The sequence below is a fragment of the Rhizobium sp. BK176 genome, from assembly GCF_024808055.1.
Genome location: NZ_JANUBV010000014.1, coordinates 12,802 through 35,592, shown reverse-complemented (window position 1 = coordinate 35,592; position 22,791 = coordinate 12,802). Strand labels below are relative to the sequence as shown.

The following is a 22,791-nucleotide window of genomic DNA, read 5'->3' as shown; positions in this document are numbered from 1 at the left end:
AATTCCTCAAAAAAAGGTTTGAGTATCGCGCCAAGGCAGCGCCCAGCGCCGCCCTGCTCAGCCGCCGTCCAAAAGAAGAACACGAGCGGCAGCACCAACAGAGAGGACTAACATGCGTATCTCCACCCGTATTCTCGCCGCCGCTTCTGTCGCCGCGATGTCTCTTTTCGCAGGCGCCGCCATGGCTGATGGTGAGAAGTATGTCATCGGCACGGACTCGACCTATCCGCCCTTCGAATATGTTGACGCCAGTGGGCAGTTCCTGGGCTTCGACATGGACATCGCCCGCGCACTCTGCGCCGAGATGAAGGCCGACTGCACCATCGTCAGCAGCGACTGGGACGGCATCATTCCAGCACTCCAGGCCAAGAAGTTCGACATGATCATCTCGTCCATGTCGATCACGCCTGAGCGCTCGAAGCTCGTCGACTTCACCAACAAGTACTACAACACCCCGCCGGCAATCGCCGTGCCGAAGGATTCGACCATCACCGACGTTGCCGGCCTGAAGGGCAAGACGATCGGCGCGCAGACCTCGACCACCCACTCGAACTACGCTGAAAAGCACCTGCCCGACACCGAGCTGAAGCTCTACCCGACGGCAGACGAATACAAGCTCGACATCGCGAACGGCCGTGTTGACGCCGTCATCGACGACATCGTCGTGCTGTCGCAGTGGGTCAAGTCGGATGCCGGCGCATGCTGCAAGATCCTGACGCCGCTCCCGGTCGACAAGGAAATCAACGGCGTTGGTGCAGGCATTGCCGTCCGTAAGGGCGACGACGCGCTGCGCGAAAAGCTGAACACCGCGATCGCTGCGATCCGCACCAGCGGTGAGTACAAGAAGATCCAGGACAAGTACTTCGACTTCAACGTTTACGGCGAATAAGAAAAGCTGTAGGTCGCTCATAAAGCTGATGGCGGAAGGCTTGCTCTTCCGCCATTTTTGTTTGACAAGGATGGAAAGATCAAAGCGGTACAAACCGCGAGGGGAAAACTGGCATGGGCGGATTATTTTCCGCGCTGGGCTCATTGTGGGCCTGGATTGGGCATATCTTCGATCCGCTTTGCGGACCTGCAGGACTCTTCACCTGGTTCGGCTCTTCGACGATCCTGGCCTGCGGCGACACTGGTTGGGGCGATGAGATCGCCGCCGGCCTGAAGGTCACCGTTGCAGTCGCTCTGGTAACGCTGCCGATCGGATTGATCATCGGCTTTCTCGTGGCACTCGGCCAGCAGTCGGAAGAGAAATCGGTCCGCCTGGCCGCCGGCATCTACACCACGATCTTCCGCGGCCTGCCGGAACTGCTGACGCTGTTCATCATCTATTACGGGATGCAGATCCTGATCCAGTCGGTCCTCGCCTCCTTCGGATACGAAGGCCGCATCGAGATCAATGCCTTCTTCGCGGGCATGATTGCCCTTTCGGTCGTATTCTCCGCCTATTGCTCCGAAGTGCTGCTCTCGGCTTTCCGCGCCATTCCCAAGGGCCAATACGAGGCCGGCGACGCCTTGGGCTTCCATCGCGGCCGCACCCTGTTCCTGATCGTGCTGCCACAGCTGGTGCGGATCGCCCTGCCCGGCCTGGTGAACCTCTGGATGATCCTGCTCAAGGACACGTCCTACGTCTCGATCATCGGCCTTGCGGATATCCTGCGCCAAACAGGCGTCGCCGTTAAGGTCACCAAGCAGGCGTTCCTCTTCTATACCGTTGCCTGCGCTCTCTATCTCGGTCTCGCCGTTATTTCCTCCTTCGGGCTCAGCTACATCGAGCGGTGGGCCAAGCGATCGGAGATCAGCCGATGAGCCACGCCCAGACCCTCATTCCGGCGCAGCCGGCGCCGAAGCAAGCGCACAAGCCGATCACCGTTGCACGCATCACCGGTTACGTGGTCGTCGCTCTCTGGATTCTTCTTGCCGCCGCGCTGATTGCAATGGTGGTCAGCGGTTGGGATTCGGAAAAATTTACCCGCTACGGTCCCCGCTATCTGCATGGCCTGTACACGACGATCATGCTCGTGGTGATCTCGGTTTTCTTTGGCGCCATCCTCTCCTTGCCGCTGGCCTTTGCCCGCATGTCGAAGAACAAGGTCATCAACGGCATCGCCTATTGCTACGTCTACGTGTTCCGCGGCACCCCGCTGCTCGCCCAGCTCTTCCTCATTTATTACGGCCTCGGCGGCTTCCGGCCGCAGTTGGAAGCCGTCGGACTTTGGTGGTTCTTCCGCGACGCATGGTTTTGCGGCCTGTTTTCAATGACCATCAACACGGCCGCCTATCAGGCGGAAATTCTGCGCGGCGCCATCCAGAGTGTTCCGCGCGGCCAGCACGAGGCCGCGGCTTCGCTCGGAATCCACAAGGTCATCGCCTTCCGCAAGATCATCCTGCCGCAGGCGCTGATTGTCGCCCTGCGCCCCTACGGCAACGAGATCATCTTGTTGATCAAGGGCTCAGCGGTCGTCGCGATCATCACCGTTCTCGACCTGATGGGTGAAACGCGCTACGCCTTCTCGCGCACCTTCGATTACCAGACATACCTTTGGGCGGCGATCTTCTACCTCAGCATGGTCGAGGCGCTGCGCCATCTCTGGGCTTGGATCGAGCGCCGCCTCACCCGCCACCTGAAGCGCTGAAGAGGTTGGCAGCACTCACTGCCGACAGCTGCCAACGACTTGAAATTAAAAGATAAATCCATGAGACACTAGCAATTCGTCAAGCTTGGGTTAAGCTTATCGTGGTTCCATTTTATGGATCGCTAATACGCGATCATTGGAACCAGAAGCGAGACGACGATGCACAAGGACATGGAAAGGCAGCTGCAAGGCTACGGCCTGACGACGGCCCAAATTATCTACCGGATGCCGGATCACCGAACGATCCTCCAGACCTATATCTGGCAGGACTACGACCTTGCTCCGGACTTTCCAGAAATGCGCAGTTTCCTGAAGTTCTGGCAGGAGAAGCTCGACGGGCCGTTGCATTCGGTGCGCTACATTCACCGCAAACTGATCTCGGCCACCGAATGGCGCGCGCTGAGAGGTGAATTCATAATCAACTGATCGGGCCGCACGGCCGGTCAGACATGAGCCTCCCCTTTGACGAACTCGTCTTCGTCCATCTCTCGGTGCAGTGTGCCATAGAGGATGCCGGCATAGGCCAATACAACGACGCAGAGCACTGCCCAGCCGGGAATTGGCCCAAGTGCCGCGTTCTCGACCACATAGGTCCAGGAATGTGTCTGCGTCAGCGGATTGCCTTCGGTCTGGAGCTTGGGTGTCGTGATTTTCAAGCACCATGCGAGCAGCAGGATCAGGTACATCCAGCAATAGTTTCGCCGCAGTCGACGCTTTACCGCCCCGTGGTAGCTCAGCAGAAATTGCGGATTGCGCAAGCTCTTGGCAATCGCGCCGGCCCAATCGGCTTTGAAATCACCATTCGGCGCCAGGATCTGTGCGAAATAGCCTCGCTCAAGCTTCCGTACGCGGGCACGATAAATGTCGAAGAAACGATAGCGACGGGCCTCGATGAGCAGCAGCAACGTAATCAGCATCATCCCGAAAAGCAGCACGCCGTGATGCGAACTCGGTGTCGAAAGTGAAACCGAAAGCAGCGCCGCCGCCACGGTGATCGCCCAATTCGATGTGCGGTCGATGCGATCCCGCCAGCTGATCATCCGGCCGAGCTCACCGCGGTAATAGTGGCTGAGCGTATTCGTGATCTCGCCTGGAGTTGCCGGGAGCGCCGGGCGCAGACTATCCAACTCCTTCTCGAAATTTGCCTTGCTGACTTCGGCGACCATGGCATTTCCTCCATTTTGTTCTTGTTCATTAGAGGACACTTACTTTGCTCCTCGAACGTCGCCATTGCAAAAGACATTCAGTCGCCGTAGACGCAGCTTTGGAATAAAATGATGGTGAATTGCTATGGCCAAGAAGATCGACGAAGACGCACTCGCGGAAGCCTATGACCGGGCACTTGCACTCGAGAAGGCGGGCGACGTTGACGCCGCCGTGAAGGCCTATGAAGAGGTCCTCGCCATCGATCCGGAAGATCATGGCGGTGCCGCCGTGCGGATCGCTTCCATGGGCCGTGGCGAGACGCCGACCAAGGCGCCCGACGCCTATGTCGAGACCCTGTTCGACCAGCATGCCGAAGTCTTCGAGGATGTCCTCGTGGAACAGCTCGGCTACCATGTGCCGATGATGGTCCGCCAACGGCTGCAGGAATTAAAACTCGGCCCCTTTAAGCGCATGCTCGATCTTGGCTGCGGTACTGGCCTCACCGGCAGCGCGCTCGGTGATCTCTGCGAAGATATGACCGGGATCGACATCTCCGAAAACATGGTCGAGATCGCCCATGAAAAGGAGCACTACGAAACGCTCTTCGTCGCGGAGGTAGAAGATTTCCTCGACGACAATGACGAGGACCCGTTCGACCTCATCACCGCAACGGACGTCCTGCCCTATCTCGGCGCGCTCGAACCGCTGTTCTTCGGCGCGGCGGAAAATCTGAACCCGGATGGTTTCTTCATCTTCTCATCGGAGGAACTTTCCGAGGCTTCGGGAAACGGCCAGCCGTATATGGTCGGACCTCATCAGCGCTTCCTCCATTCGGCGACCTATATTCGCGAAAGGCTGGCGGCAACCGGCTTCACGCTCGTCGAAATGAGGGAGATCAACGTTCGCATGCAAGAAGGCCTTCCGAGTCCAGGCCATCTGGTGATTGCGCGACGTGGCTGATGGCAGTCGCGAAATATCCGCGCGACACAGGGTTTTACGGCAAAATACAACCACCAATTGCGTCTCGTTGGTAGACGAGTGACCATTTGAGGCTGAACCTCTCAGAGCAACCCTGGGGAGAGGTCGCATGGGAGAGTCGCAACCATTCAACATCGCTAACTTACTGCGCTGGCTCCATTCGGAATTGCACGACTTGGACATCCAGTGGCCGGTTTTGCTTTTGGCAGTCTTTATCCCCCTGCTGCTCATCTACGCGCGCAATGACATACGCGTGCGACGCCTGCGTATCATTTCGGACTTCATAGCCTCCTATCCGACAACGAGGGACCAGGACCCAGCGAGGGCCGGCGTTCCATCGGACAGGCCGGGTAGCAATCCGGCCCTCGAGTTTGTGACATCGAAATATCTATCCGATCTGCGCGAACCGGACGACCAACCGATCCGGCTCGGTTCCGAGGGCCTGATCAAGGAGATCGAAAGGCGGATGCGGTCGTCGCGCATCATCGGCAACGCGGGCGACCTCCGGCTGTTTCTTTCCGCGCTCGGCTTCATGGTCATTTGCTATTTTGGGTTTGGCAGCTTGCTCAAGGCGCTTGAAACCGGGCTGCAGGTTGCAGGTGTCGAGGGCGCCCCAATATGTGGCGCAACAACCACGTGCTGCCCACCGAACGCCTTCCTGGGTCAGATCCGGATCATAGGCACGCTGGCATTCGCAGGCGCCTTTATTGCAGCGATCCGCCAGTTCATTCGCAGCCTCGCAGTCTTTGATCTCTCCGCCTACACAATTATCTGGCAGACAGCGGAGATATTTGCCTCCGTAGCGATCGTAATCTTCCTCTACGTCGCCTTCACCGATCCGACACGCCTGCTGGGAACGCTGGGCGCGGGCGGCGACGGAGCACGCGATTGTACCCATATTTCATGGGTGTGGCTTGCGCTTGCTCCCTTGCTGGGTCTAGCGCCGCAGAGCGCGACCAAGTTCCTGCTCATCAAGATGCAGTCGATCATCTCGTGGATAAAGATGGACGACGACCGCTTCTATCCAGTGACCCGTGTCACCCCTCTGGATGTGCTCGACGGGATCGACTACGCCACCCGCTTCAGGCTCGAGGAGTGCGGCATCTACGACGTCCAGAACCTTGCCACCTACAATCCGATCCAGCTTCACATCGAGTCGCCTTACGGCATCTATCAGACGATTGACTGGGTCGGACAGGCGCAGCTCTGCAATATGCTGGGCCTCCCTAAGTATCTGATGCTGAAGCAACTGAACATCCGCACTGTCTTCGATCTGGAGCGCGCCATCGACTACGGAGGACGGGAGGCTGCGCCCACCGAAAAAGCAGGGCCCGACGAATTCGATAAGATCTATGCGGGCGTTCTTTTTGCCGTTACCGCAGACGCGCGCAGGATCGGCGAACTTGGCGGCCTCAACGCGTTTATCATACGCAATGAACCCACAAATTCGCTGCCACCAGGAGACAGTCCTTCGGCATCTGCTCTTCCGCCCATCCAAGCAGCAACTGTCGATGAATATTTTACCTGGGCTTGCCGAACCATCACCGAGAATCCAGCGAAAACGAAGGCTTGCGTGGAGCACTTGATCGGATGGATCGCTGACGACCTCCACGTTCGGCGGCTACGGCGGATCTGGCAAGAGATGTCGGATGATCTAGGCAATCGCTCGAAGCGACTGGACAACGGGCCGGCACCTCCTCAACCCGTCAATAGTTAGCTAATCACGCAACTTTTTCGTTGAATATGGGGTCACGACCTGATACTTAGCCAATCACGCAAGTTTCAAACAGCGTGAAAGGCTGGCCTCATGTCGCTCTTCCTCCACAGTCACCCGCTTGCATCCTTTTGCCACAAGGTCCTGATCGCCCTCTACGAAAACGCCACGCCGTTTGAGGCCGTGCACGTCGATCTCGGGAGCGAGGCGTCCAGATCTGCCTTCTTCAGTGTCTGGCCGCTCGGAAAAATGCCGGTACTGCGCGACGAAACCCGGGGCCGCACCGTGCCGGAAACGACGATCATCATAGAGTATCTTGATCGCTATTATCCGGGCGCAAGACCGCTTATCCCGAACGATTTTGATGAAGCGCTCCAGGTCAGGCTGTGGGATCGGCTCTTCGACCTGCACGTGCAGGAACCGATGCAGCAGATCGTCGCGGAGCGGCTGCGTGGCGGCGGCGATCCGAGCCGCGTGGCGGACGCCCAGGCGGCGCTACGCAAAGCCTACGGAATGATCGAGCGGCAGCTTGACGATTGCCTGTGGATCGCCGGAGACAGCTTCACCATGGCCGATTGTGCGGCCGCTCCCGCCCTCTTCTACGCCGAGACACTGGTTCCTTTCGTGGACCAGCCGAGGCTGCAGGGCTACTACGACAGACTTCTTGCGCGCGCCTCCTTCGCCCGGGTCCTTGAGGAGGCGCGTCCGTACTTCAAGTTCTATCCCTATCGTGAACGGCTGCCTGCCCGCTTCCGGCCAGATGAAGCCGCAAAATGATGCACGAACCCGCCGCTCTCGATCAGATGTTCCACGCGCTGTCGGACCGCAGTCGGCGCGGCATGGTCGACCGTCTCGGCCACGGCCCTGCCTCGGTGTCCGAACTGGCCGAACCGTTGTCGATGGCGCTCCCGACGGTCATGAAGCACCTGGCGGTCCTGGAGCGAAGCGGCCTTGTCCGATCGGAAAAGAGCGGCCGTGTTCGGACCTATCGCCTGCAAAGGGACGCATTGGCAGAGATGGAACGCTGGCTTGCAGCGCATAAGGCGGGTTGGAACAAGACTTTCGATCGCCTGGAGCAGTTCCTGGCAGATGAGCAAAAACCGGAGTGATGAAGCGATGACGACGTATTCCTCCATGCACGAGACGTTCGCGATCGAGCGAAAGATGCGGGCTCCCGTTTCACGCGTTTTTGCCGCCTGGGCAGATCCGGACGCCAAGCACCAGTGGTTCGCCTGCCACGATGAATGGGTGTCCCTCGAATACAGCCTCGACTTCCGCGTCGGCGGCCAGGAGCGAAACCGCGTCGCCGACAGCGATGGAGTCCCACACGTTTATGAGGCGCGCTATATCGATATCGTGCAGCAGGCGCGCATCATCTATGCCTATGACATGAAGCTCGGCGAAACACGCATTTCGGCATCGCTCGCAACAATCACCTTCGAGGCGACGCCATCAGGGACAACCATGCTCTTCACGGAACAGGTGGTCTTCCTTGACGGTTACACCGACGGCGGTTCCCGCCGGCAAGGAACCGAGATTCTGGTCGACCGCATCCAGGCCTATGTCGAACGCGAGAGCAGCACAACACACTGAGCCGCTTTCATGCTAGATTGCTGTCCGAACAATCCCACTGCGAGTAAGACGGCATGAGCGCAGGAAAGAGGCCTTCCCAAACCGGAACCGCCCAGAAAAGGCGGCACAAGTTTAATCCCAAGCGCGAACCTAGACCCGAAGTCCTGGCAAGGGCCAACCACACGGTCGCATGGGCAGCGGCCTGGGTCGTCGTAGGCTTTCTGGTGATTGCTACCGCCGCTAGATTTTTGTTCTAGTCGCCCTTGAGGCCGCCGTGGTCAAAAATTCACTGAGCGGTCTCCGTTCCCAGGATCGCCGCCAACAGCCGCCCTTCAAGCTCTGCCAGTGCGGGATTGCCGTGTCTGCGCGGATGCGGATAGGGAATCGCCAGATCGAGCGCAATGCGCCCCTCTTCGAGCACGATCACACGATCGGCGAGATGCACAGCCTCGCTGACGTCATGCGTGACCAGCACGGCCGTAAAGCCCAATTCTCGCCAGACGCGATTGAGTAACTCCTGCATGCTGATCCGTGTCAATGCGTCGAGTGCCCCGAGCGGTTCATCGAGCGCCAGTACGCCCGGCTTGCTCACCAGTGCCCGCGCCAGCGCAACACGCTGCCGTTGTCCGCCTGAGAGACGGGCCGGCCATTCGTTTGCTTTTTCGACAAGCTGCACCTCGGCAAGCACCGCCTCGGCTTCCCCAAGGGCGGCACCTTTATCGACGCCATCGCCGAGCCCGACCGCGACATTTTTGGCAACGCTCAACCAAGGGAGCAGGCGCGGCTCCTGAAACACGATCCTCGCGTTCCCTTGGGCATCCGCACCGTCTGCGTTTTCAAAGTGCAGTTCACCGCTCGTCGGCTCATCGAGCCCCATCAGAATGCGCAGGAGCGTACTCTTGCCGCAACCGCTCTTGCCGATAACCGCGACGAACTGCCCGGCCGGAATGTGGAGATTGATGCCGCGCAGCACACGGTTGCCGCCGAAGCTCTTCTCAAGTGCTCTCAGGGTAATCGTCGCGGCCCCGGTGCGTTCCGGCGTCGCACGATCGGACTCGTATTCGAACTCGTCAGCGGCCCCTTGAAAACGTTCATGCGCAATGATGGTCACGACGCCTCTCCTACTTCTGATAAACCGGGTTCCACTTGAGCGCTCGACGTTCGAGCGCCCGGGCGACAACATCGGCAAGCTTGCCGAGGATGGCGTAGATCACCAGCGCCAGCACCACGATGTCCGTCATCATGAACTCGCGCGCGTTGTTCGCCATGTGACCGATACCGGACGAAGCAGCGATCGATTCCGATACGATCAAGGTCAACCACATGATGCCGAGTGCGTAGCGCAGGCCGACGAAGATGGACGGCAGGGCGCCGGGAAAGATCACCTTCCTGAACAACGTCCAGCCTCTCATACCATAGACGCGGCCCATTTCGATCAGGTCACGGTCGACGTTGCGGACGCCGTGATAGGTGTTGAGATAGATCGGAAAGAGCACGCCGAGCGAAGTCAGGAACAACTTGGATTCTTCGCCGATCCCGAACCAGAGGATGACCAGCGGGATCATGGCCAGATGCGGGATCGTGCGCAGCATCTGCAGCGTCGTATCCGTCAGCTGCTCGGAGATTTTCGAGACGCCATTGGCGATGCCGAGCAGGAAACCGATCGAGCCGCCAACCAGCAGACCGGCAAAGGCTCGGCCGGCGCTGACGAGGATATCGTGTGGCAACTGCCCTGTGGCGGTCGTCGACCAGAATGCAACGGCTACATCCGCCGGTGACGGCATGATGCGGGAGGAGATCCAACCGGCCGAAGAGGCCAGTTGCCATACGGCGATGATCGCCACGGGCACGAGGAAGGGCAACAGCTTATCTCGCCCCGGAAGAGGCAGACGGATATTTCCCTTGCGTTCAACGCGGTCGGTTAGTGCCCGCCCAATCGGCGTGTCGAAAGTCGACATGAAGGTTTTTCCTCGCTGCTGCTTGCTCCACCTCAACTTCGGAGAGGCATGGGGGTGTGGTCATCAATCAAGAAGCGTCGCCCGATAGCGGGCGGCGCCATCTGGCGGGTCAGGAGCCGGAAACTACCTTCAGGTTTCCCCCATGGCTGCCGCCACCGAAGACCTGATGCTTGGCGAAATCGGTCTGGAAGCCGTGCCGTTGCTCGTCGCGTGCGATCCCGAGTTCCGGGAACAATAACTCGGCCACACGATAGGCTTCCTCGAGATGCGGGTAACCGGACCCGATGACGGTATCGATGCCGACGTCCTGATACTCGCGCAGCCGCGCGGCCACTGTCTTCGGCGAGCCGACCAGTGCCGTTCCTGCACCGGCGCGCACCAGGCCAACACCGGCCCACAGGTTCGGTGAAACTTCCAGCTTGTCGCGCCTGCCGCCGTGCAACGCTGCCATGCGCTTCTGACCGACCGAATCGGATTCCTTCACGAAGCGCTCCTGTGCCTCGCGGATCGTCTCATCGTCGAGCTTCGAGATCAGGCGATCGGCCGCCGCCCATGCTTCCTCATCTGTCTCGCGGACGATGAAGTGCAGGCGAATGCCGAAGCTCACCTCACGGCCTTTTTTCGCAGCGGCCGCGCGCACCTTCTCGACCTTTTCGGCGACCTGTGCAGGTGGCTCCCCCCAGGTCAGGTACTTGTCAACGCGACCAACCGAGAAATCAATGCCGGCATCCGACGAACCGCCGAAATAGAGCGGCGGACGCGGGTTCTGGACTGAGGGAAAACCAAGCTTCGCATTCGTTGCCTTGATGTACTTGCCGTCATAGCTCGCGACGCCTTTCTCGAGCAGCTCTTCGAACACCGTGAAGAACTCATCGGCATGGGCATAGCGCTCGTCATGGGCCAGATGAATGCCGTCGCCGGCCAGCTCCTCCGGACTGCCACCGACAACGATGTTAAGCAACAGGCGGCCATTCGAGATGCGGTCCAGCGTTGTCGTCAGGCGAGCGTAGTAAGCCGGCGACGCCGTGCCCGGGCGGATGGCGACCAGGAATTGCAGCCTCTCGGTCTTGGCGGCAAGTGCTGCCGCCGTCACGAAGGATTCTTCACAGGCGACGCCTGTCGGCAGCAGCACGCCGGAGTAGCCAAGTCGATCGGCCGCCTGGGCGATCTGGGTGAGATAGCCGATCTCGGGCGCACGCGTCTGCTCGTTCGAACCGAGATAGGCGCCGTCCCCCGAGGTCGGGATGAACCAGAGGAAATTGATGGGATCGTGTTTGCCGGTCATGGAATGATGCCTTCTAGTCGGAATAGAAATCAGCTTGCCTTGGCGCGCCAGACGATGTCGCCGGTGTTCAACTGCTTCGGGACGATGCCGAGCTTGTAGAACTCATCGGCCAGCCCCTGCTGATAAGCCGCAGCCGCATCCGTAATGCCGGAAACACTGCCGAGGTCGGCCCCAGCTCGCGTCAGCGTCACACGCGTCACTTCGGGCGGCACGCCGGTGATTTCGGAGAGCTCCTTGATTGTCTGATCGAGATTGCTCTGTGCAGACCGCCCGACCTGCGTCAGCTCATCAAGCACATCGGTGATGACCTGGCCGTTTGCGTCGGTGAATTCGGCATTCGCCAGGAAGAAGCTGTAGGAGTCGACGATGCCTTCGGCCGTTGTCAGGATGCGCGTTTCCGGATCCGCCTCCGCGATTGCGAGATATGGATCCCAAATCGACCAAGCCTCGATGCTGCCATTCTTGAAGGCGGCTGCGGCGTCCGCTGGGCTGAGATCGACGCCCTCGATATCCTCAGGCGCGAGCCCAACCTTGCGCAGTGCCTTTACCGTGACGTTATGGGCGCTCGAGCCGCGCTTGAAGGCAACCTTCTTGCCCTTCAGATCTTCCAGCGACTTGATCGGCGAGTCCTTCCTGACAAGGATCGCCGAGCCGGCCGGGCTGCCTCGATAAAGTCCAACATAGTAGAGGTGACCACCGGCGGCCTGCGCGAAAAGCGGGGGGACATCACCCGTCGCGCCGAAGTCGAGCGCACCGGCGCCGAGCGCCTCAAGCAGCGGTGGGCCCGAGGTGAACTCCGACCAGCTGACGGTGATGCCGCGATCAGCCAATCGCTTCTCCAGCGCGCCGCGGCGCTTGGCCAGAGCCAGAACGCCATTTTTCTGCCAGCCGATCCGAAATTCGGTCGCCGCCGCACGCGCGCCTTTGATCCCGGGGAGCAACGCCGTTGCCGCCGCCGCGCCGAAAAGCCCCAATGTCTGACGTCGTGAAATCATCGTCGTTCCCTCGTTGGGAGTCGGCCTTGTCCGTCGCCGCTCCAGCGTTTCGATGTTTCAATCTTGATAAACCCCATTAAATCGATCGACATTTATATTTATTATCTTTTGGCGCTTGCGGGATTATCCGAACCAGCATTCGGCCCTTTCGGGGAAAATTTTTCCCTCCAGATGTTGCTGGCTCTTCCGACGGCTTTTCGGGCGCCGTGCTTTCGGCTAATCCTCATGCCCTGCATTCGGGAAAGGATAGACACATGGCAAAAGTCGCATTCATCGGTCTTGGCGTAATGGGGTTCCCCATGGCTGGCCATCTCAAGGTGAAAGGCGGCCACGATGTCACGGTCTACAACCGGACCACGGAAAAGGCGGCTGCCTGGGTGGAGAAATTCGGCGGCAAGTCCGCCCCAACGCCGGCAGAAGCGGCGAAGGATGCGGACTTCGTCTTCACCTGCGTCGGCAACGACGACGATCTCCGCTCGGTGACAACGGGCGAGGACGGCGTTCTCCTGACGATGAAGCCGGGCGCTATCCTCATCGACAACACGACCGCAAGCGCGGAAGTTGCCCGCGAGCTCGATGCCGCCGCGAAAGCAAAGGGCTGTGCCTTCATCGACGCCCCGGTATCGGGCGGACAGGCAGGTGCCGAGAATGGTGTGTTGACGGTCATGTGCGGCGGTGAAGAAACCACATTCGACAAGGCGAAGCCGGTGATCGATGCCTATGCCCGCATGGCTGGCCTCATGGGACCGGCCGGTGCCGGCCAGCTCACCAAGATGATTAACCAGATCTGCATAGCCGGTCTCGTGCAGGGACTTGCTGAGGGCATTCATTTCGGCAAGCGCGCCGGCCTCGATATCGAGAAGGTAGTTGAGGTCATCTCCAAGGGCGCGGCCGGCTCCTGGCAGATGGAGAACCGCCACAAGACCATGAACGCGGGCAAGTACGACTTCGGCTTCGCCATCGACTGGATGCGTAAGGATCTCGGCATCGTCCTCAGCGAGGCGCGCCGCAACGGCGCGAAGCTGCCAGTGACAGCCCTCGTCGACCAATTCTATGGTGACGTTCAGGCCATGGGCGGCAATCGCTGGGATACGTCCTCGCTGCTGGCTCGATTGGAGAAATGATCGTCCCCTCCTCCAGCGCAGCAGAGCTCATCGCGCATCTGCGGACGCTGCGCTCTGAGGAAATCATATCAGGCATGGCCCGTTTCGGGATCGTCACCGAAACCGCGCTTGGGATCTCCAATCCGGATCTGCAAAAGATCGCGAGGATAGTGAAGCGAAATCACGCTCGCTCGCTTGAGCTTTGGCAAAGCAACGTCCGCGAGGCGCGCCTACTGGCGCTCTATACGGCCGAACCTAAAAGGTTGACGCCGGACCTTGCAAGAACATGGTCCGATGACTTCGCCTCGTGGGAGATCGTCGATACCGCGGCAGACCTCTATGTCGAAGCCCGTCTCGAGGCGCTGATATCGGAGTTCGCGGCCGACGATCGTGAGTTTGTTCGGCGAACCGCCTTTGCCATGATCGCGAGCGCTGCAGTTCATATGAAGAAGGAACCGGACGAAACCCTGTTGGCGTGGCTTCCTCTCATTGAGTTGCATGCTGGCGATCCACGCAATTTTGTGCGCAAGGCGGTGAACTGGGCGCTGAGGAACATGGGCAAACGCAATCTGTATTGCCACGCGAAGGCACTCGCGGTCGCGGAAAGCCTCGCCGCATCCAGCGACCGGACCGCGCGCTGGATCGGGAAGGATGCCGTGCGGGAACTGACAAGCGAGAAGGTCATTGCCAGGGTGGAACGAAAGTCCGCCGAACGATGACCGCGCCTCAGTCGTGTTGAAAACAGCGGACGGAGAATCTTCGTCCGCCCGCCGTTCCTTCTACCCAACTATTTCTGGATGCACGTATCGACCGTGTCCTTCGTGCACTCGTCAAGACCGGTGAAAACAGGATCCGGGACGGTCTTGCCGGCGATCAGATCCATCATTACCGACGGTGCCTTGTAGCCCATTTCAAAAGGCCGCTGGCCGACGAGCGCCGTAACGAGGCCTTCCTTGGCAATCGCGACTTCATCGCCGATCGTGTCGGCCGCACCGATCACGAACTCGTTCTTGCCGATCTTGTCGGCCATCGGCTTGAAGAGATCCCGATAGGGCTGTGGTGCGCCGAACAGCGGCCAACCGCCCATGATGCCAAAGGCATCGAGGTCGGTATTGGCGGCGAGAATGTCGGTCATGGCCTGAACGCCCTTGGCGCCATCGTCATTGGTAAAGACCGGGCAACCGGCAACTTCCGTCCACCCACCCTCACCTTTCAGCGCCGTCAGGCCTTTCTGGCCGGTCAGCGTGTCACGCATTCCCTGCGCACGACGCAAAATGTTGTCGGCGCCGGGGTTGCCCTCGATCGTGCAGATCTTGCCGCCCTTCGGCTTGGCTTTCTTGATGTATTCGCCGATGCGGGCGCCCATCAGATAGTTATCGGTGCCGAGATAGGTTTTGCGCAGTGCCGAGTCCTCGGCAGCAAGGTCGGCATCGAGTGTCATGACGGGGACCTTCGGATTTGCCGTCTTCAGCGTCTGCGCGATCAGCTTGGCGTTTGACGGAGAAATAGCGATGGCCGCCGTTTCGGATTTACCCAATACGTCCTGAACGATTTGCGCTTCGCCGGCTTCATCGGAAGTCGATGCGGGACCGGTGTAGAAGCATTCATATTCGGAGTCCGGGTTTTCCTTGTTCCATTTCTGGCAACCCTGGTTGATTGCCTCGAAGAACGGGTTGTCGAGCCCCTTCACGACAATGACCAGCTGTTTCTTCGCGGCAAGGGCCTGTCCAGCCGTCAGCGCCAGCACCGCGGCTGTAAGCAATAATGCCTTCCTCATAGCTTCCTCCCATTTAAAAATGGCGGACGCCATCGCCCGCCACATGATCAACCCGGATACCAGACGATGCGAGGATCCTCCTCCGAACGCATATACCCCCAGGCCGAGTCGATTAGCATTTCCAGATCGTAGACGGGCCGCCATCCCAGCAGGTACTTGGCCTTGCTATTGTCCATCCAGTTCGAATGGAACTGGCTTGGGATGTCGACCGAGTTGAGCCCGCGCGTGCGCGCCAGATGGGCGGCGACCTCGCCGTAGTCGACGGGACGATCCATGCAGATGTTGAAGAGCTCCCCGTTGGCGCGCCGATTGTCGAGCGCGGCAAGGATCGCGGAAACAAGGTCATCCACATGCACGAAATTGCGCTTCAATGGGCGACCGTCAGCGTCACGCAGGAGCGGGATCGTCTGTTCCCGCGCATAACGCACAGCATCGCTCGCCGGAACAAGCGTCTTCCAGTCCGGCCCTCCGAAGACGTCATCACCGAACGACAACGTGAACTTGAAATCATCCTTCTCCATGATCCAGGGCGCACGCAGACAGCAGCCATTGATGCCGTACTGGATCTGGAATTGTTCCAGCATCACCTCTTCCAGAACCTTCGACAGCGCGTAGCACCCGGGATAGGCTTGGTGCGGCGTGGCCTCGGTGATCGGCGCTTCATGGCGATAGAAGAAATGGCCGATTCCGGCATCACCGCCGATAAGAATGAACTGGCGCGCAGTGGCGCTCGTCCTGAATGCCTCGAGTAGCCAGAAAAGTCCCTTGACGGTGACGTCCATGACGTCCTCAGGCGTTTCCTTGCATGTCGCCAAATGCACGACATGTGTGACGTCGGCAAGCGCCTTGGTTACCGTCTCGCGATCGCTGATCGAGCCTCGGAGGGTTTCGACCCGCTCGGTTTCTGGGCACAAGCGATTATGACAAAGCGCGCGAATGCGCGCCTTTGAAAATCGCGGATCGTCGAGCAGCCCAGCGATGAAGTGCTGCCCGACCTTGCCCGTTCCACCGGTGACAAGGATCAGCATACTCTCCTCCACCAATAGCTAATATACAGACACCTACGCGCGTCAATCGAATTGTAGTACAAAACGAATAATTGTAACGGAGCCCGTAAATTAGCAGCATCCGATTGACGGTTTCGCGCGGTTCTGGGTAATGTTGCAACGGCTCGCGAGGGAGGAACTGGCGAGCTACATCACGGCCCGAAATAGGGGTTTCGGCTTTAGGAGGCTAGACGGCTGGTGGCAGTTCTCGAGCTCGCCAACATATCAAAACATTTCGGCGCCATACAGGCGGTCAACGACGTTTCGTTTTCACTGGAAGCGGGAGAGGTCGTCGGGCTGATGGGCGACAATGGCGCCGGCAAATCGACACTCGTGAAAATGATCGCCGGCAACTTTCGGCCGAGCCATGGCGCGATGCGGCTCGATGGTCAGGATCTCATCCTTCACAAGCCGATCGATGCGAGACAGCGCGGCATCGAGATCGTCTATCAGGAACTTGCGCTCTGCAACAACCTCACCGCCGCAGCCAACGTATTCCTTGGCCGCGAACTCCGCCGCGGCCTCGGCCCGCTGCGCATTCTTGACTACCGGACGATGTACAAGCGCGCCGGCGAAATCTTCAAGGAACTGAAATCGGAGACACGCCCGCGCGACCTGGTGAAGCAGATGTCGGGCGGCCAGCGCCAAGCCGTCGCGATTGCGCGCACCATGCTGGCCGAGGCGAAGCTTGTGCTGATGGATGAGCCGACGGCCGCCATTTCCGTTCGTCAGGTTGCGGAGGTCCTCTCCCTCATCCGCCAACTGCGCGATCGCGGCATCGCCGTCATCCTGATCAGCCACCGCATGCCCGACGTCTTCTCGGTAGCTGATCGGGTGATCGTTATGCGGCGCGGCCGCAAGGTTGCCGACAAGCAGATCGGGGCAAGCTCGCCGGAGGAAGTCACGGGGCTCATAACCGGCGCAATCGAACAGGTGTGAACAAGCACCGGATGCAAGCGAACGAAGGTCGACCATGGCAATAACCCTCGATCAAACGATAGCGCAGAAGCAGCGTAACTGGCTGTCGTCAGTCTTTGTGAGCCAGACGTTCTGGGTCCTCGTCGCCGTCGTTCTCGCCTGCATTTTCCTGTCCTTCGCCACGAGCTCCTTTGCTACCCCCACCAACCTCTACAACATCACCCGCAATGTCACCTTCGTCGCGATCATCGCGCTCGGGATGACGCTTGTGATTGTCACCGGTGGCATCGACCTCTCGGTCGGTTCGGTGCTGTGCCTCTGCAGCATGGTATTGGCAGTCACCATGCATGCCGGCTATGGCATCGGAACCGGCATTGCGGCTTCGATCGGCACGGCGCTCGTCGTGGGCGCCTTCAACGGCCTCCTGATCGCTTATCTTGGGTTCCCGCCTTTCGTCGTCACCCTTGGTATGCTGTCGATTGCCCGCAGCCTCGCGATGGTTGCCTCGAACAACACCGTTGTCTTCCAGTTTGGCCCGGACCACGACAAGCTGCTGGCGCTTGGCGGCGGCGCATGGTTCTTCGGCATAGCCAATCCGGTGCTCTATATGGCAGTGCTGGCCCTCCTCACCGGCTTCGTGCTGCGCTGGACCCGGTTTGGCCGCTATGTGTTCGCCATCGGTGGAAACGAGCACGCGGCAACGCTGACGGGCGTGCCCGTCAGGAAGATCAAGGTCGCCGTTTACATGATCTCGGCACTCTCGGCCGGGGTCGCCGGCATCATCCAGACGGGCTGGCTTGGCGCCGTGACCACGAACATCGGTGCGGGCATGGAGCTACAAGTTATCGCCGCGGCCGTCATCGGCGGCGCCAATCTAGCCGGTGGCGTCGGCACTGCGTTCGGCGCCATCGTTGGCGCGGCGCTGATCGAGGTGATCCGCAACAGCCTTGGACTATTGGGGATCAACGCCTTCTGGCAAGGTACCTTCATCGGTGGCGCGATCGTACTCGCGGTTCTGTTCGACCGGCTGAGAAATCTCCGCCAGAGCGAGTAGCTGAGGAGCCCTCAGTCCTCGTTCGACTTGGCGTTGTCGAGGATCATATAGTCGAGCGGCAACTGCGTCGAATACTTGATCTGTTCCATGGCAAAAGCAGACGAGACGTCACGAATCTCGATCTTTGCGATCATCCGCTTGTAGAATGCATCATAGGCCGCGATGTCAGGCACGACGACGCGCAGTAGATAGTCCACATCGCCGCTCATGCGATAGAACTCGACGACCTCGGGGAAGTCGGCGACGACTTCCGAAAAGCGTCGCAGCCACTCGATCGAGTGCGTTGCCGTCCGGATCGATACAAACACCGTGACCTTGGTGTTGACCTTCTCCGGATCGAGGATGGCCACACGGCGCTTGATGACGCCGTCTTCTTCCATCTTCTGGATGCGCCGCCAGCAAGGTGTTGTGGAGAGCCCGACCTTCTTGGCAAGATCGGCCACAGCCAAAGTCGAATCCTCCTGCAAGAGACGCAGGATCTTACGGTCAAGACGGTCCATACGGCAAAGCCCCTTCGAATTATTTTCTCTGTATAGCGCGATTCCGGGAGTTTAAAAGAATTTTGTTTCAGACAGCAATGCCGCAACCCGCTCGCGCAACGTCGGCAACAACTCTGTTGCGAACCAAGGATTGCGTTTGATCCAGCCGGTATTTCGCCAACTAGGATGCGGCAGCGGAAAAATGACCGGCGAGCCCGGACGCGAAAGGGCCGTCTGCCAGGCCCGCACCGTCTCGGTCATAGTCTCGCGGCGCTCCCGGCCCATGTGCCAAGCCTGCGCATATTGGCCGACCACGATCACCAGTTCGATCTGCGGCATTGCCGAAATCACCCTACTCCGCCAATGCGGCGCACATTCCCGCCGCGGCGGCAGGTCGCTTCCCTTGGCGTCGTAGCCAGGAAAGCAAAAACCCATCGGCACAATGGCGAAACGGTCGCGGTCGTAGAACGTCTCCCGATCGACATGCAGCCAATCGCGCAGGCGGTCGCCGGATGCGTCGTTGAACGGCAGACCTGTGTCGTGGACCTTGAGCCCCGGCGCCTGCCCCGCGATCAATATCCTCGCCTTGGAAGAGATGACCGCGACCGGCCGCGGCTCATGTGGCAATCGCGCACCAGGCCCGCCGAACGGTGCGTCACGACAGATCCGGCAGGCGGCAATCTCCTGCCGAAGGCGATCCAGCGCGCGCTCGTCCGGCGCGCCTTCGTCAGTCACCATCCGAGTAATCCCGCTATTCCCCGCACATTCGATCTTGGCGCATGCTCGCGCACACTGCGCGGCGTCTCAAACGTCCCAGCCCAGAGCCCGACCTTTTCCATTCTCGCTTGCCTCTCCTCGTCACCATAAGCGCCATAGGACACCGCCATGCCGCTCCGCACCATCACGGCGTTCAAATCGACGCCGCCAGCCCGGCAGATCACAAGCAGGCGATCAAAACGGTCCCGCTCCGTTCCAGCGCACTGTGTATCGACCGCCCCAACAAGACGTTGCAATGCCCGCTTCGCCTCCTGACCGCAGGTCCATACTCCACCTGCCCGCTCGCATGTCTGGCTCAACTCGGGTGCATCGATGCCGTAGAGCCGCATCCGCTCATTGCCGAGATTCAGACTGTCACCATCCGCGGCATGAAATTGTCCGGAATGGACCGTTTCTGTCTTGTCGTTCAACTTCGCCGCAATCAGCCACAGGAACGCCAGCAAAGCCAGCGCCGTCACGCCGTCGCGCATCACCCGCCAACCGCGCGTCACGCTTTCGCCTCCTTCAGAAACAAATCCTTGGCAAAGATGGCTAACATCATCTTAAGGATTGGGCTTTAGGGTGTAGAGACCCGCGGATCAAGTTTCAACGTGCACAATGAGTACTGGCGTTAGCACATCGACCGATAAGAACATCGTCGACAAGTCACGCAGTCACCGGAACAAGCCTGTATCGAAGGCTGTTCGGCTGACGCGGGAACGCCTGCAATCGAGCCACGCCGCGAGCGGCGGGTTCGATCGCGACGTACTGGTGATGTATGTCAATGCCGTCCTGCAGGGCGCTTCGATCGTCCCGCTCTTCGTCATCATCATTGCCGCATTCGGCGTTTACTTCACGGAAGACACGCAGATCTTTCTGTGGGCGCTGCTGACACTGACAGCCCATGCGGCAAACGTCTTCATCGCGCGCCGCGCCCGCAGCCAGGAAATCAACGCGACAACCGCGCGCAGCTGGCGCCGCATTCTCCTGCTCGGCCAACTCATGGTCGGCTGCTGCTGGGCAGTGTTCGCTCTGCAGGACTGCGCCGTATGCGAGCCGTCGAGCTTCCTGCTTTACAAGGGCGCTACGCTACTGATCGCACTTTCCGTGACGGCCATGTCGAATTTCATGCTGACACCGTCGGTGCTGATAACCTTCGCCCCTGTCGTCCTCGGCCTGGTCGCCAAGGCCGGTCTGTCCCGAGAAATCCTCGAGATCAGCCTGACCGCCATCTTCACAACCACCGTCATTTTCTTCAACTACATCGCCGACCGGCTCTTCCAATCCAACCTCAAGATTCTCGCCTATCAGGCAGAAAAGGACGACCTGATCGCCGAACTCGAAGTCGCAAAATCGATGTCGGATGAGGCCCGCCGCCGGGCCGAGGAAGCAAACCTTGCAAAGTCCCGTTTCCTCGCCTCAATGTCGCATGAGCTGAGAACGCCACTCAATGCCATCCTGGGCTTCTCCGAGGTCATGTCAGCTGAGGTCATGGGGCCGCTCAACAACCCGACCTACAAGGAATACACCAGCGACATCCACCGCTCGGGCGAGCATCTGCTGAATCTCATCAACGAGATCCTCGACCTCTCGCGCATCGAGGCTGGCAAATACGAACTCAGCGAGGAAGCGATTTCGCTTTTGAACATTTCCGAAGATTGCATCGGCATGGTGCAACTGAGGGCTCGGGGCAAGAACATCACCATCTCGCAGCAGTTCGAGCCCGAATTGCCCGCCGTCTGGGCAGATGAGAAATCGCTTCGCCAGGTCGTCCTCAACCTGCTTTCGAACGCCGTGAAGTTCACGCCGCAATCGGGCGAAATCCACGTCAAGGTCGGCTGGACCGCCGGTGGCGGCCAATACATCTCCATCAAGGACAACGGCCCCGGTATTCCGGAAGATGAAATTCCGGTGGTCCTGTCCGCTTTTGGCCAGGGCTCGATCGCGATCAAGAGCGCGGAACAAGGCACCGGCCTCGGCCTGCCGATCGTTCAGGCGATCCTCGCCAAGCACGACGGCCAGTTCATCCTCAAATCGAAGCTGCGCGAAGGCACCGAAGTTATCGCCATCCTGCCCGCCAAGCGCGTGCTTCAGACCGTTCCGGCTGTCGAGGATACCCAAGCGGTTTCCCGCAAGCGCCGCAGTTTTGCGTGATGTCGACTATTTGACGATCCGCCAAAAATCATCACTCGTCGCAAAATCCTGCAGATCGTTGTCGAACGCGCCTGCGTCAGTCAAGGCAATCAACCTCGCTCTATAGCTAGGATTGAGCTGGACGGTCTTTTGCACCGCGTCAAGCACAGCACGCCTTGCAGAAAGACGCTCTGCTTCGGGTGCGTCGGCGTCCAATAGTGCGTGATGCTTTTGGCCATAGGCTGCCGACATGAGAAACCAGTACCGTGCAAGCTTGACTGCTGGCGTGGTCACGAGTTTGTTGCTGAGCTCGAGTGCTCGCGCGTATCCATCGGTTTTATAAAGGAGGTTTTGGATGACATCGAGACTGTCTGCTATAGAAATCTCCGAAGCCTTCGAAGTGTACGCCATCGATAGGTTATCAGTGCCCTCGGCAAGGCTCGCCGCCGCATTTCGGAACTCGGGGATCGCGGTTAGCAGTGGTTCCGTGCTTAGCTCGTCTCCCAGAATTTCTTCAACGCGCTGAAAGAGTGGCGACAAATAGATCCGGGTATACAGATAGAAGAAGATGAATCCGCTTACCAATCCGCAAACTAGCAGGAGAGGACCGATTGCGGGGAGAACGCCGGCATTTGGCTGTCCATCGACGAGGAAAACCCGGGCCTTCGCGTCGAGAAAGCCGCTAAGGCCCATTATTGCCCGATCGAGCGAGCCGATCTGTGTGAGCCCCACGCCAACGAGCATTGTCGTAAGCCACTCAGAGATGCGCTCGAGGTTCGTGTTCGAACTGAGCAGACGCTCGCGCTTAATCGCCGCCACAGCCGCCGGCGGGGCAGATGGACCCGTCCCATTTGCTGCCGCGCCAACAATGGCGCTGAGCGGTGCTGTGCTGTCCTTCGCCAGAATTCGCGGTACCGAGAACAAAAAGCCAAGGAAACCACCAATGGACATTCCAAGGAAGGTAATCAAACCGCCGACGCCTGTAGCAGCGATCCAACCGTCAAACTGCGAGAGAAGCATAAAGAGCAGGGTTACAACCGTTGCAACTCCGCCCACGATGCAGAGAAGAAGCGCATGTCGGCCGCGCTCGCGTTCCTCGGAAGTTGAGTTTGATCTCCCTGCCATCGCCGACATCGCCACCCCTCCAGTTGGTGCGCACCTGACAGCCAGCCTAGCGTAGGTTGAAATACACCCACAAGATGCACTTGTGTAGTAACAACAACCGATTACATCAAGAAGTGGAG

General features: G+C 59.4%; 25 protein-coding genes. 14 read left to right on the top strand and 11 right to left on the bottom strand.

From position 1 onward, the window contains the following. Positions 1-112: 112 nt before the first annotated feature. The 4 genes from FHT76_RS29610 to FHT76_RS29595 all read left to right on the top strand — a co-directional run bounded on the left by FHT76_RS29610 (position 113) and on the right by FHT76_RS29595 (position 3,059). On the top strand, positions 113-889 hold the full coding sequence (locus FHT76_RS29610) for an ABC transporter substrate-binding protein (RefSeq protein ID WP_016554208.1): 777 nt from the start codon (positions 113-115) through the stop codon (positions 887-889). Between the two features lie 113 nt (positions 890-1,002). Continuing rightward, positions 1,003-1,806: an ABC transporter permease gene (locus FHT76_RS29605; protein WP_016554209.1), complete on the top strand. Its 804-nt coding sequence runs from the start codon at positions 1,003-1,005 to the stop codon at positions 1,804-1,806. After that, entirely contained in the window at positions 1,803-2,633 is an 831-nt protein-coding gene (locus FHT76_RS29600) for an ABC transporter permease (RefSeq protein WP_183862723.1), read from the top strand. The genes FHT76_RS29605 and FHT76_RS29600 overlap by 4 nt, the downstream gene beginning before the upstream one ends. A 159-nt stretch (positions 2,634-2,792) precedes the next feature. Further along, positions 2,793-3,059, top strand: coding sequence for an usg protein (locus tag FHT76_RS29595; protein WP_016554211.1), 267 nt, complete (start codon positions 2,793-2,795; stop codon positions 3,057-3,059). Positions 3,060-3,076: 17 nt separating this feature from the next. Here FHT76_RS29595 and FHT76_RS29590 read toward each other — a convergent pair whose 3' ends face one another. Further along, positions 3,077-3,799, bottom strand: coding sequence for a DUF2270 domain-containing protein (locus tag FHT76_RS29590; RefSeq protein ID WP_183862725.1), 723 nt, complete (start codon positions 3,797-3,799; stop codon positions 3,077-3,079). Between the two features lie 124 nt (positions 3,800-3,923). Between FHT76_RS29590 and FHT76_RS29585 the strand changes: the two genes are divergently transcribed. The 5 genes from FHT76_RS29585 (at position 3,924) to FHT76_RS29565 (ending at position 8,064) form a co-directional block, all read left to right on the top strand. Beyond that, entirely contained in the window at positions 3,924-4,739 is an 816-nt protein-coding gene (locus FHT76_RS29585) for a class I SAM-dependent methyltransferase (RefSeq protein ID WP_259186159.1), read from the top strand. A 127-nt stretch (positions 4,740-4,866) separates the two neighbouring features. Continuing rightward, positions 4,867-6,474 carry a hypothetical protein gene (locus FHT76_RS29580; protein ID WP_259186158.1) on the top strand — a complete coding sequence of 536 codons (1,608 nt, stop codon included), beginning with the start codon at positions 4,867-4,869 and terminating at the stop codon, positions 6,472-6,474. Positions 6,475-6,564: 90 nt separating this feature from the next. Continuing rightward, positions 6,565-7,248, top strand: a complete 684-nt coding sequence (locus FHT76_RS29575; protein WP_183862731.1) for a glutathione S-transferase family protein — start codon at positions 6,565-6,567, stop codon at positions 7,246-7,248. Continuing rightward, complete coding sequence (locus FHT76_RS29570; protein WP_183862733.1) at positions 7,245-7,580, top strand: helix-turn-helix transcriptional regulator; 336 nt, start codon at positions 7,245-7,247, stop codon at positions 7,578-7,580. The genes FHT76_RS29575 and FHT76_RS29570 overlap by 4 nt, the downstream gene beginning before the upstream one ends. 7 nt (positions 7,581-7,587) lie before the next feature. Then, positions 7,588-8,064 (top strand): SRPBCC family protein, encoded by a 477-nt coding sequence (locus FHT76_RS29565; RefSeq protein ID WP_183862735.1) that lies wholly within the window; start codon positions 7,588-7,590, stop codon positions 8,062-8,064. 265 nt (positions 8,065-8,329) lie between these two features. Here the strand turns inward: FHT76_RS29565 and FHT76_RS29555 are convergent, their stop codons facing one another. The 4 genes from FHT76_RS29555 to FHT76_RS29540 form a co-directional block, all read right to left on the bottom strand. Then, on the bottom strand, positions 8,330-9,154 hold the full coding sequence (locus FHT76_RS29555; protein ID WP_183862737.1) for an ATP-binding cassette domain-containing protein: 825 nt from the start codon (positions 9,152-9,154) through the stop codon (positions 8,330-8,332). A gap of 10 nt (positions 9,155-9,164) precedes the next feature. Continuing rightward, positions 9,165-10,001, bottom strand: coding sequence for an aliphatic sulfonate ABC transporter permease SsuC (gene ssuC / locus FHT76_RS29550; RefSeq protein WP_183862739.1), 837 nt, complete (start codon positions 9,999-10,001; stop codon positions 9,165-9,167). Positions 10,002-10,110: 109 nt separating this feature from the next. Further along, complete coding sequence (gene ssuD, locus FHT76_RS29545; RefSeq protein WP_259128382.1) at positions 10,111-11,286, bottom strand: FMNH2-dependent alkanesulfonate monooxygenase; 1,176 nt, start codon at positions 11,284-11,286, stop codon at positions 10,111-10,113. A gap of 29 nt (positions 11,287-11,315) precedes the next feature. Then, positions 11,316-12,281, bottom strand: a complete 966-nt coding sequence (locus FHT76_RS29540; protein WP_183756369.1) for an aliphatic sulfonate ABC transporter substrate-binding protein — start codon at positions 12,279-12,281, stop codon at positions 11,316-11,318. 254 nt (positions 12,282-12,535) lie between these two features. Here FHT76_RS29540 and FHT76_RS29535 point away from each other — a divergent pair, with 254 nt between their 5' ends. Together FHT76_RS29535 and FHT76_RS29530 are read left to right on the top strand one after the other, a co-directional pair. Further along, positions 12,536-13,405: an NAD(P)-dependent oxidoreductase gene (locus FHT76_RS29535; protein WP_183756368.1), complete on the top strand. Its 870-nt coding sequence runs from the start codon at positions 12,536-12,538 to the stop codon at positions 13,403-13,405. Then, positions 13,402-14,103, top strand: a complete 702-nt coding sequence (locus FHT76_RS29530; RefSeq protein ID WP_183862743.1) for a DNA alkylation repair protein — start codon at positions 13,402-13,404, stop codon at positions 14,101-14,103. The genes FHT76_RS29535 and FHT76_RS29530 overlap by 4 nt, the downstream gene beginning before the upstream one ends. Before the next feature lie 68 nt (positions 14,104-14,171). Here the strand turns inward: FHT76_RS29530 and FHT76_RS29525 are convergent, their stop codons facing one another. Together FHT76_RS29525 and FHT76_RS29520 are read right to left on the bottom strand one after the other, a co-directional pair. Next, positions 14,172-15,161 carry a sugar-binding protein gene (locus tag FHT76_RS29525; RefSeq protein ID WP_019279868.1) on the bottom strand — a complete coding sequence of 330 codons (990 nt, stop codon included), beginning with the start codon at positions 15,159-15,161 and terminating at the stop codon, positions 14,172-14,174. Between the two features lie 47 nt (positions 15,162-15,208). Then, positions 15,209-16,189, bottom strand: a complete 981-nt coding sequence (locus FHT76_RS29520; RefSeq protein WP_183862744.1) for an NAD(P)-dependent oxidoreductase — start codon at positions 16,187-16,189, stop codon at positions 15,209-15,211. Between the two features lie 213 nt (positions 16,190-16,402). Here FHT76_RS29520 and FHT76_RS29515 point away from each other — a divergent pair, with 213 nt between their 5' ends. Then, entirely contained in the window at positions 16,403-17,146 is a 744-nt protein-coding gene (locus FHT76_RS29515; protein ID WP_040674400.1) for an ATP-binding cassette domain-containing protein, read from the top strand. A 34-nt stretch (positions 17,147-17,180) separates the two neighbouring features. Then, the gene (locus FHT76_RS29510) at positions 17,181-18,179 is read left to right on the top strand and encodes an ABC transporter permease (RefSeq protein ID WP_259186157.1); all 999 of its coding nucleotides are present in this window, start codon (positions 17,181-17,183) and stop codon (positions 18,177-18,179) included. 11 nt (positions 18,180-18,190) lie between these two features. Here FHT76_RS29510 and FHT76_RS29505 read toward each other — a convergent pair whose 3' ends face one another. Genes FHT76_RS29505 through FHT76_RS29495 form a run of 3 tightly spaced genes read right to left on the bottom strand, consistent with a single transcriptional unit; the run spans position 18,191 to position 19,926 of the window. After that, complete coding sequence (locus FHT76_RS29505; RefSeq protein WP_007533095.1) at positions 18,191-18,679, bottom strand: Lrp/AsnC family transcriptional regulator; 489 nt, start codon at positions 18,677-18,679, stop codon at positions 18,191-18,193. A gap of 51 nt (positions 18,680-18,730) precedes the next feature. Further along, entirely contained in the window at positions 18,731-19,396 is a 666-nt protein-coding gene (locus FHT76_RS29500) for a uracil-DNA glycosylase family protein (RefSeq protein WP_183862746.1), read from the bottom strand. Continuing rightward, positions 19,390-19,926 carry a thermonuclease family protein gene (locus tag FHT76_RS29495; protein WP_183862748.1) on the bottom strand — a complete coding sequence of 179 codons (537 nt, stop codon included), beginning with the start codon at positions 19,924-19,926 and terminating at the stop codon, positions 19,390-19,392. The genes FHT76_RS29500 and FHT76_RS29495 overlap by 7 nt, the downstream gene beginning before the upstream one ends. Before the next feature lie 106 nt (positions 19,927-20,032). On the opposite strand from FHT76_RS29495, the gene FHT76_RS29490 reads away from it, so the two are divergent. Further along, entirely contained in the window at positions 20,033-21,568 is a 1,536-nt protein-coding gene (locus FHT76_RS29490; RefSeq protein ID WP_183862750.1) for a HAMP domain-containing sensor histidine kinase, read from the top strand. 6 nt (positions 21,569-21,574) lie between these two features. Here FHT76_RS29490 and FHT76_RS29485 read toward each other — a convergent pair whose 3' ends face one another. Further along, on the bottom strand, positions 21,575-22,681 hold the full coding sequence (locus FHT76_RS29485; protein WP_183862752.1) for a hypothetical protein: 1,107 nt from the start codon (positions 22,679-22,681) through the stop codon (positions 21,575-21,577). Between the last annotated feature and the right edge of the window lie 110 nt (positions 22,682-22,791).

Bases quoted from the DNA above. Each gene is read 5' to 3' on its own strand.
- FHT76_RS29485 (WP_183862752.1), bottom strand. From the start codon at position 22,681: ATGTCGGCGATGGCAGGGAGATCAAACTCAACTTCCGAGGAACGCGAG.
- FHT76_RS29600 (WP_183862723.1), top strand. From the start codon at position 1,803: ATGAGCCACGCCCAGACCCTCATTCCGGCGCAGCCGGCGCCGAAGCAA.
- FHT76_RS29540 (WP_183756369.1), bottom strand. From the start codon at position 12,281: ATGATTTCACGACGTCAGACATTGGGGCTTTTCGGCGCGGCGGCGGCA.
- FHT76_RS29505 (WP_007533095.1), bottom strand. From the start codon at position 18,679: ATGGACCGTCTTGACCGTAAGATCCTGCGTCTCTTGCAGGAGGATTCG.
- FHT76_RS29510 (WP_259186157.1), top strand. From the start codon at position 17,181: ATGGCAATAACCCTCGATCAAACGATAGCGCAGAAGCAGCGTAACTGG.
- ssuC (WP_183862739.1), bottom strand. From the start codon at position 10,001: ATGTCGACTTTCGACACGCCGATTGGGCGGGCACTAACCGACCGCGTT.
- FHT76_RS29575 (WP_183862731.1), top strand. From the start codon at position 6,565: ATGTCGCTCTTCCTCCACAGTCACCCGCTTGCATCCTTTTGCCACAAG.
- FHT76_RS29585 (WP_259186159.1), top strand. From the start codon at position 3,924: ATGGCCAAGAAGATCGACGAAGACGCACTCGCGGAAGCCTATGACCGG.
- FHT76_RS29490 (WP_183862750.1), top strand. From the start codon at position 20,033: ATGAGTACTGGCGTTAGCACATCGACCGATAAGAACATCGTCGACAAG.
- FHT76_RS29570 (WP_183862733.1), top strand. From the start codon at position 7,245: ATGATGCACGAACCCGCCGCTCTCGATCAGATGTTCCACGCGCTGTCG.
- FHT76_RS29500 (WP_183862746.1), bottom strand. From the start codon at position 19,396: ATGGTGACTGACGAAGGCGCGCCGGACGAGCGCGCGCTGGATCGCCTT.
- FHT76_RS29525 (WP_019279868.1), bottom strand. From the start codon at position 15,161: ATGAGGAAGGCATTATTGCTTACAGCCGCGGTGCTGGCGCTGACGGCT.
- FHT76_RS29590 (WP_183862725.1), bottom strand. From the start codon at position 3,799: ATGGTCGCCGAAGTCAGCAAGGCAAATTTCGAGAAGGAGTTGGATAGT.
- ssuD (WP_259128382.1), bottom strand. From the start codon at position 11,286: ATGACCGGCAAACACGATCCCATCAATTTCCTCTGGTTCATCCCGACC.
- FHT76_RS29565 (WP_183862735.1), top strand. From the start codon at position 7,588: ATGACGACGTATTCCTCCATGCACGAGACGTTCGCGATCGAGCGAAAG.
- FHT76_RS29535 (WP_183756368.1), top strand. From the start codon at position 12,536: ATGGCAAAAGTCGCATTCATCGGTCTTGGCGTAATGGGGTTCCCCATG.
- FHT76_RS29520 (WP_183862744.1), bottom strand. From the start codon at position 16,189: ATGCTGATCCTTGTCACCGGTGGAACGGGCAAGGTCGGGCAGCACTTC.
- FHT76_RS29595 (WP_016554211.1), top strand. From the start codon at position 2,793: ATGCACAAGGACATGGAAAGGCAGCTGCAAGGCTACGGCCTGACGACG.
- FHT76_RS29580 (WP_259186158.1), top strand. From the start codon at position 4,867: ATGGGAGAGTCGCAACCATTCAACATCGCTAACTTACTGCGCTGGCTC.
- FHT76_RS29530 (WP_183862743.1), top strand. From the start codon at position 13,402: ATGATCGTCCCCTCCTCCAGCGCAGCAGAGCTCATCGCGCATCTGCGG.
- FHT76_RS29610 (WP_016554208.1), top strand. From the start codon at position 113: ATGCGTATCTCCACCCGTATTCTCGCCGCCGCTTCTGTCGCCGCGATG.
- FHT76_RS29605 (WP_016554209.1), top strand. From the start codon at position 1,003: ATGGGCGGATTATTTTCCGCGCTGGGCTCATTGTGGGCCTGGATTGGG.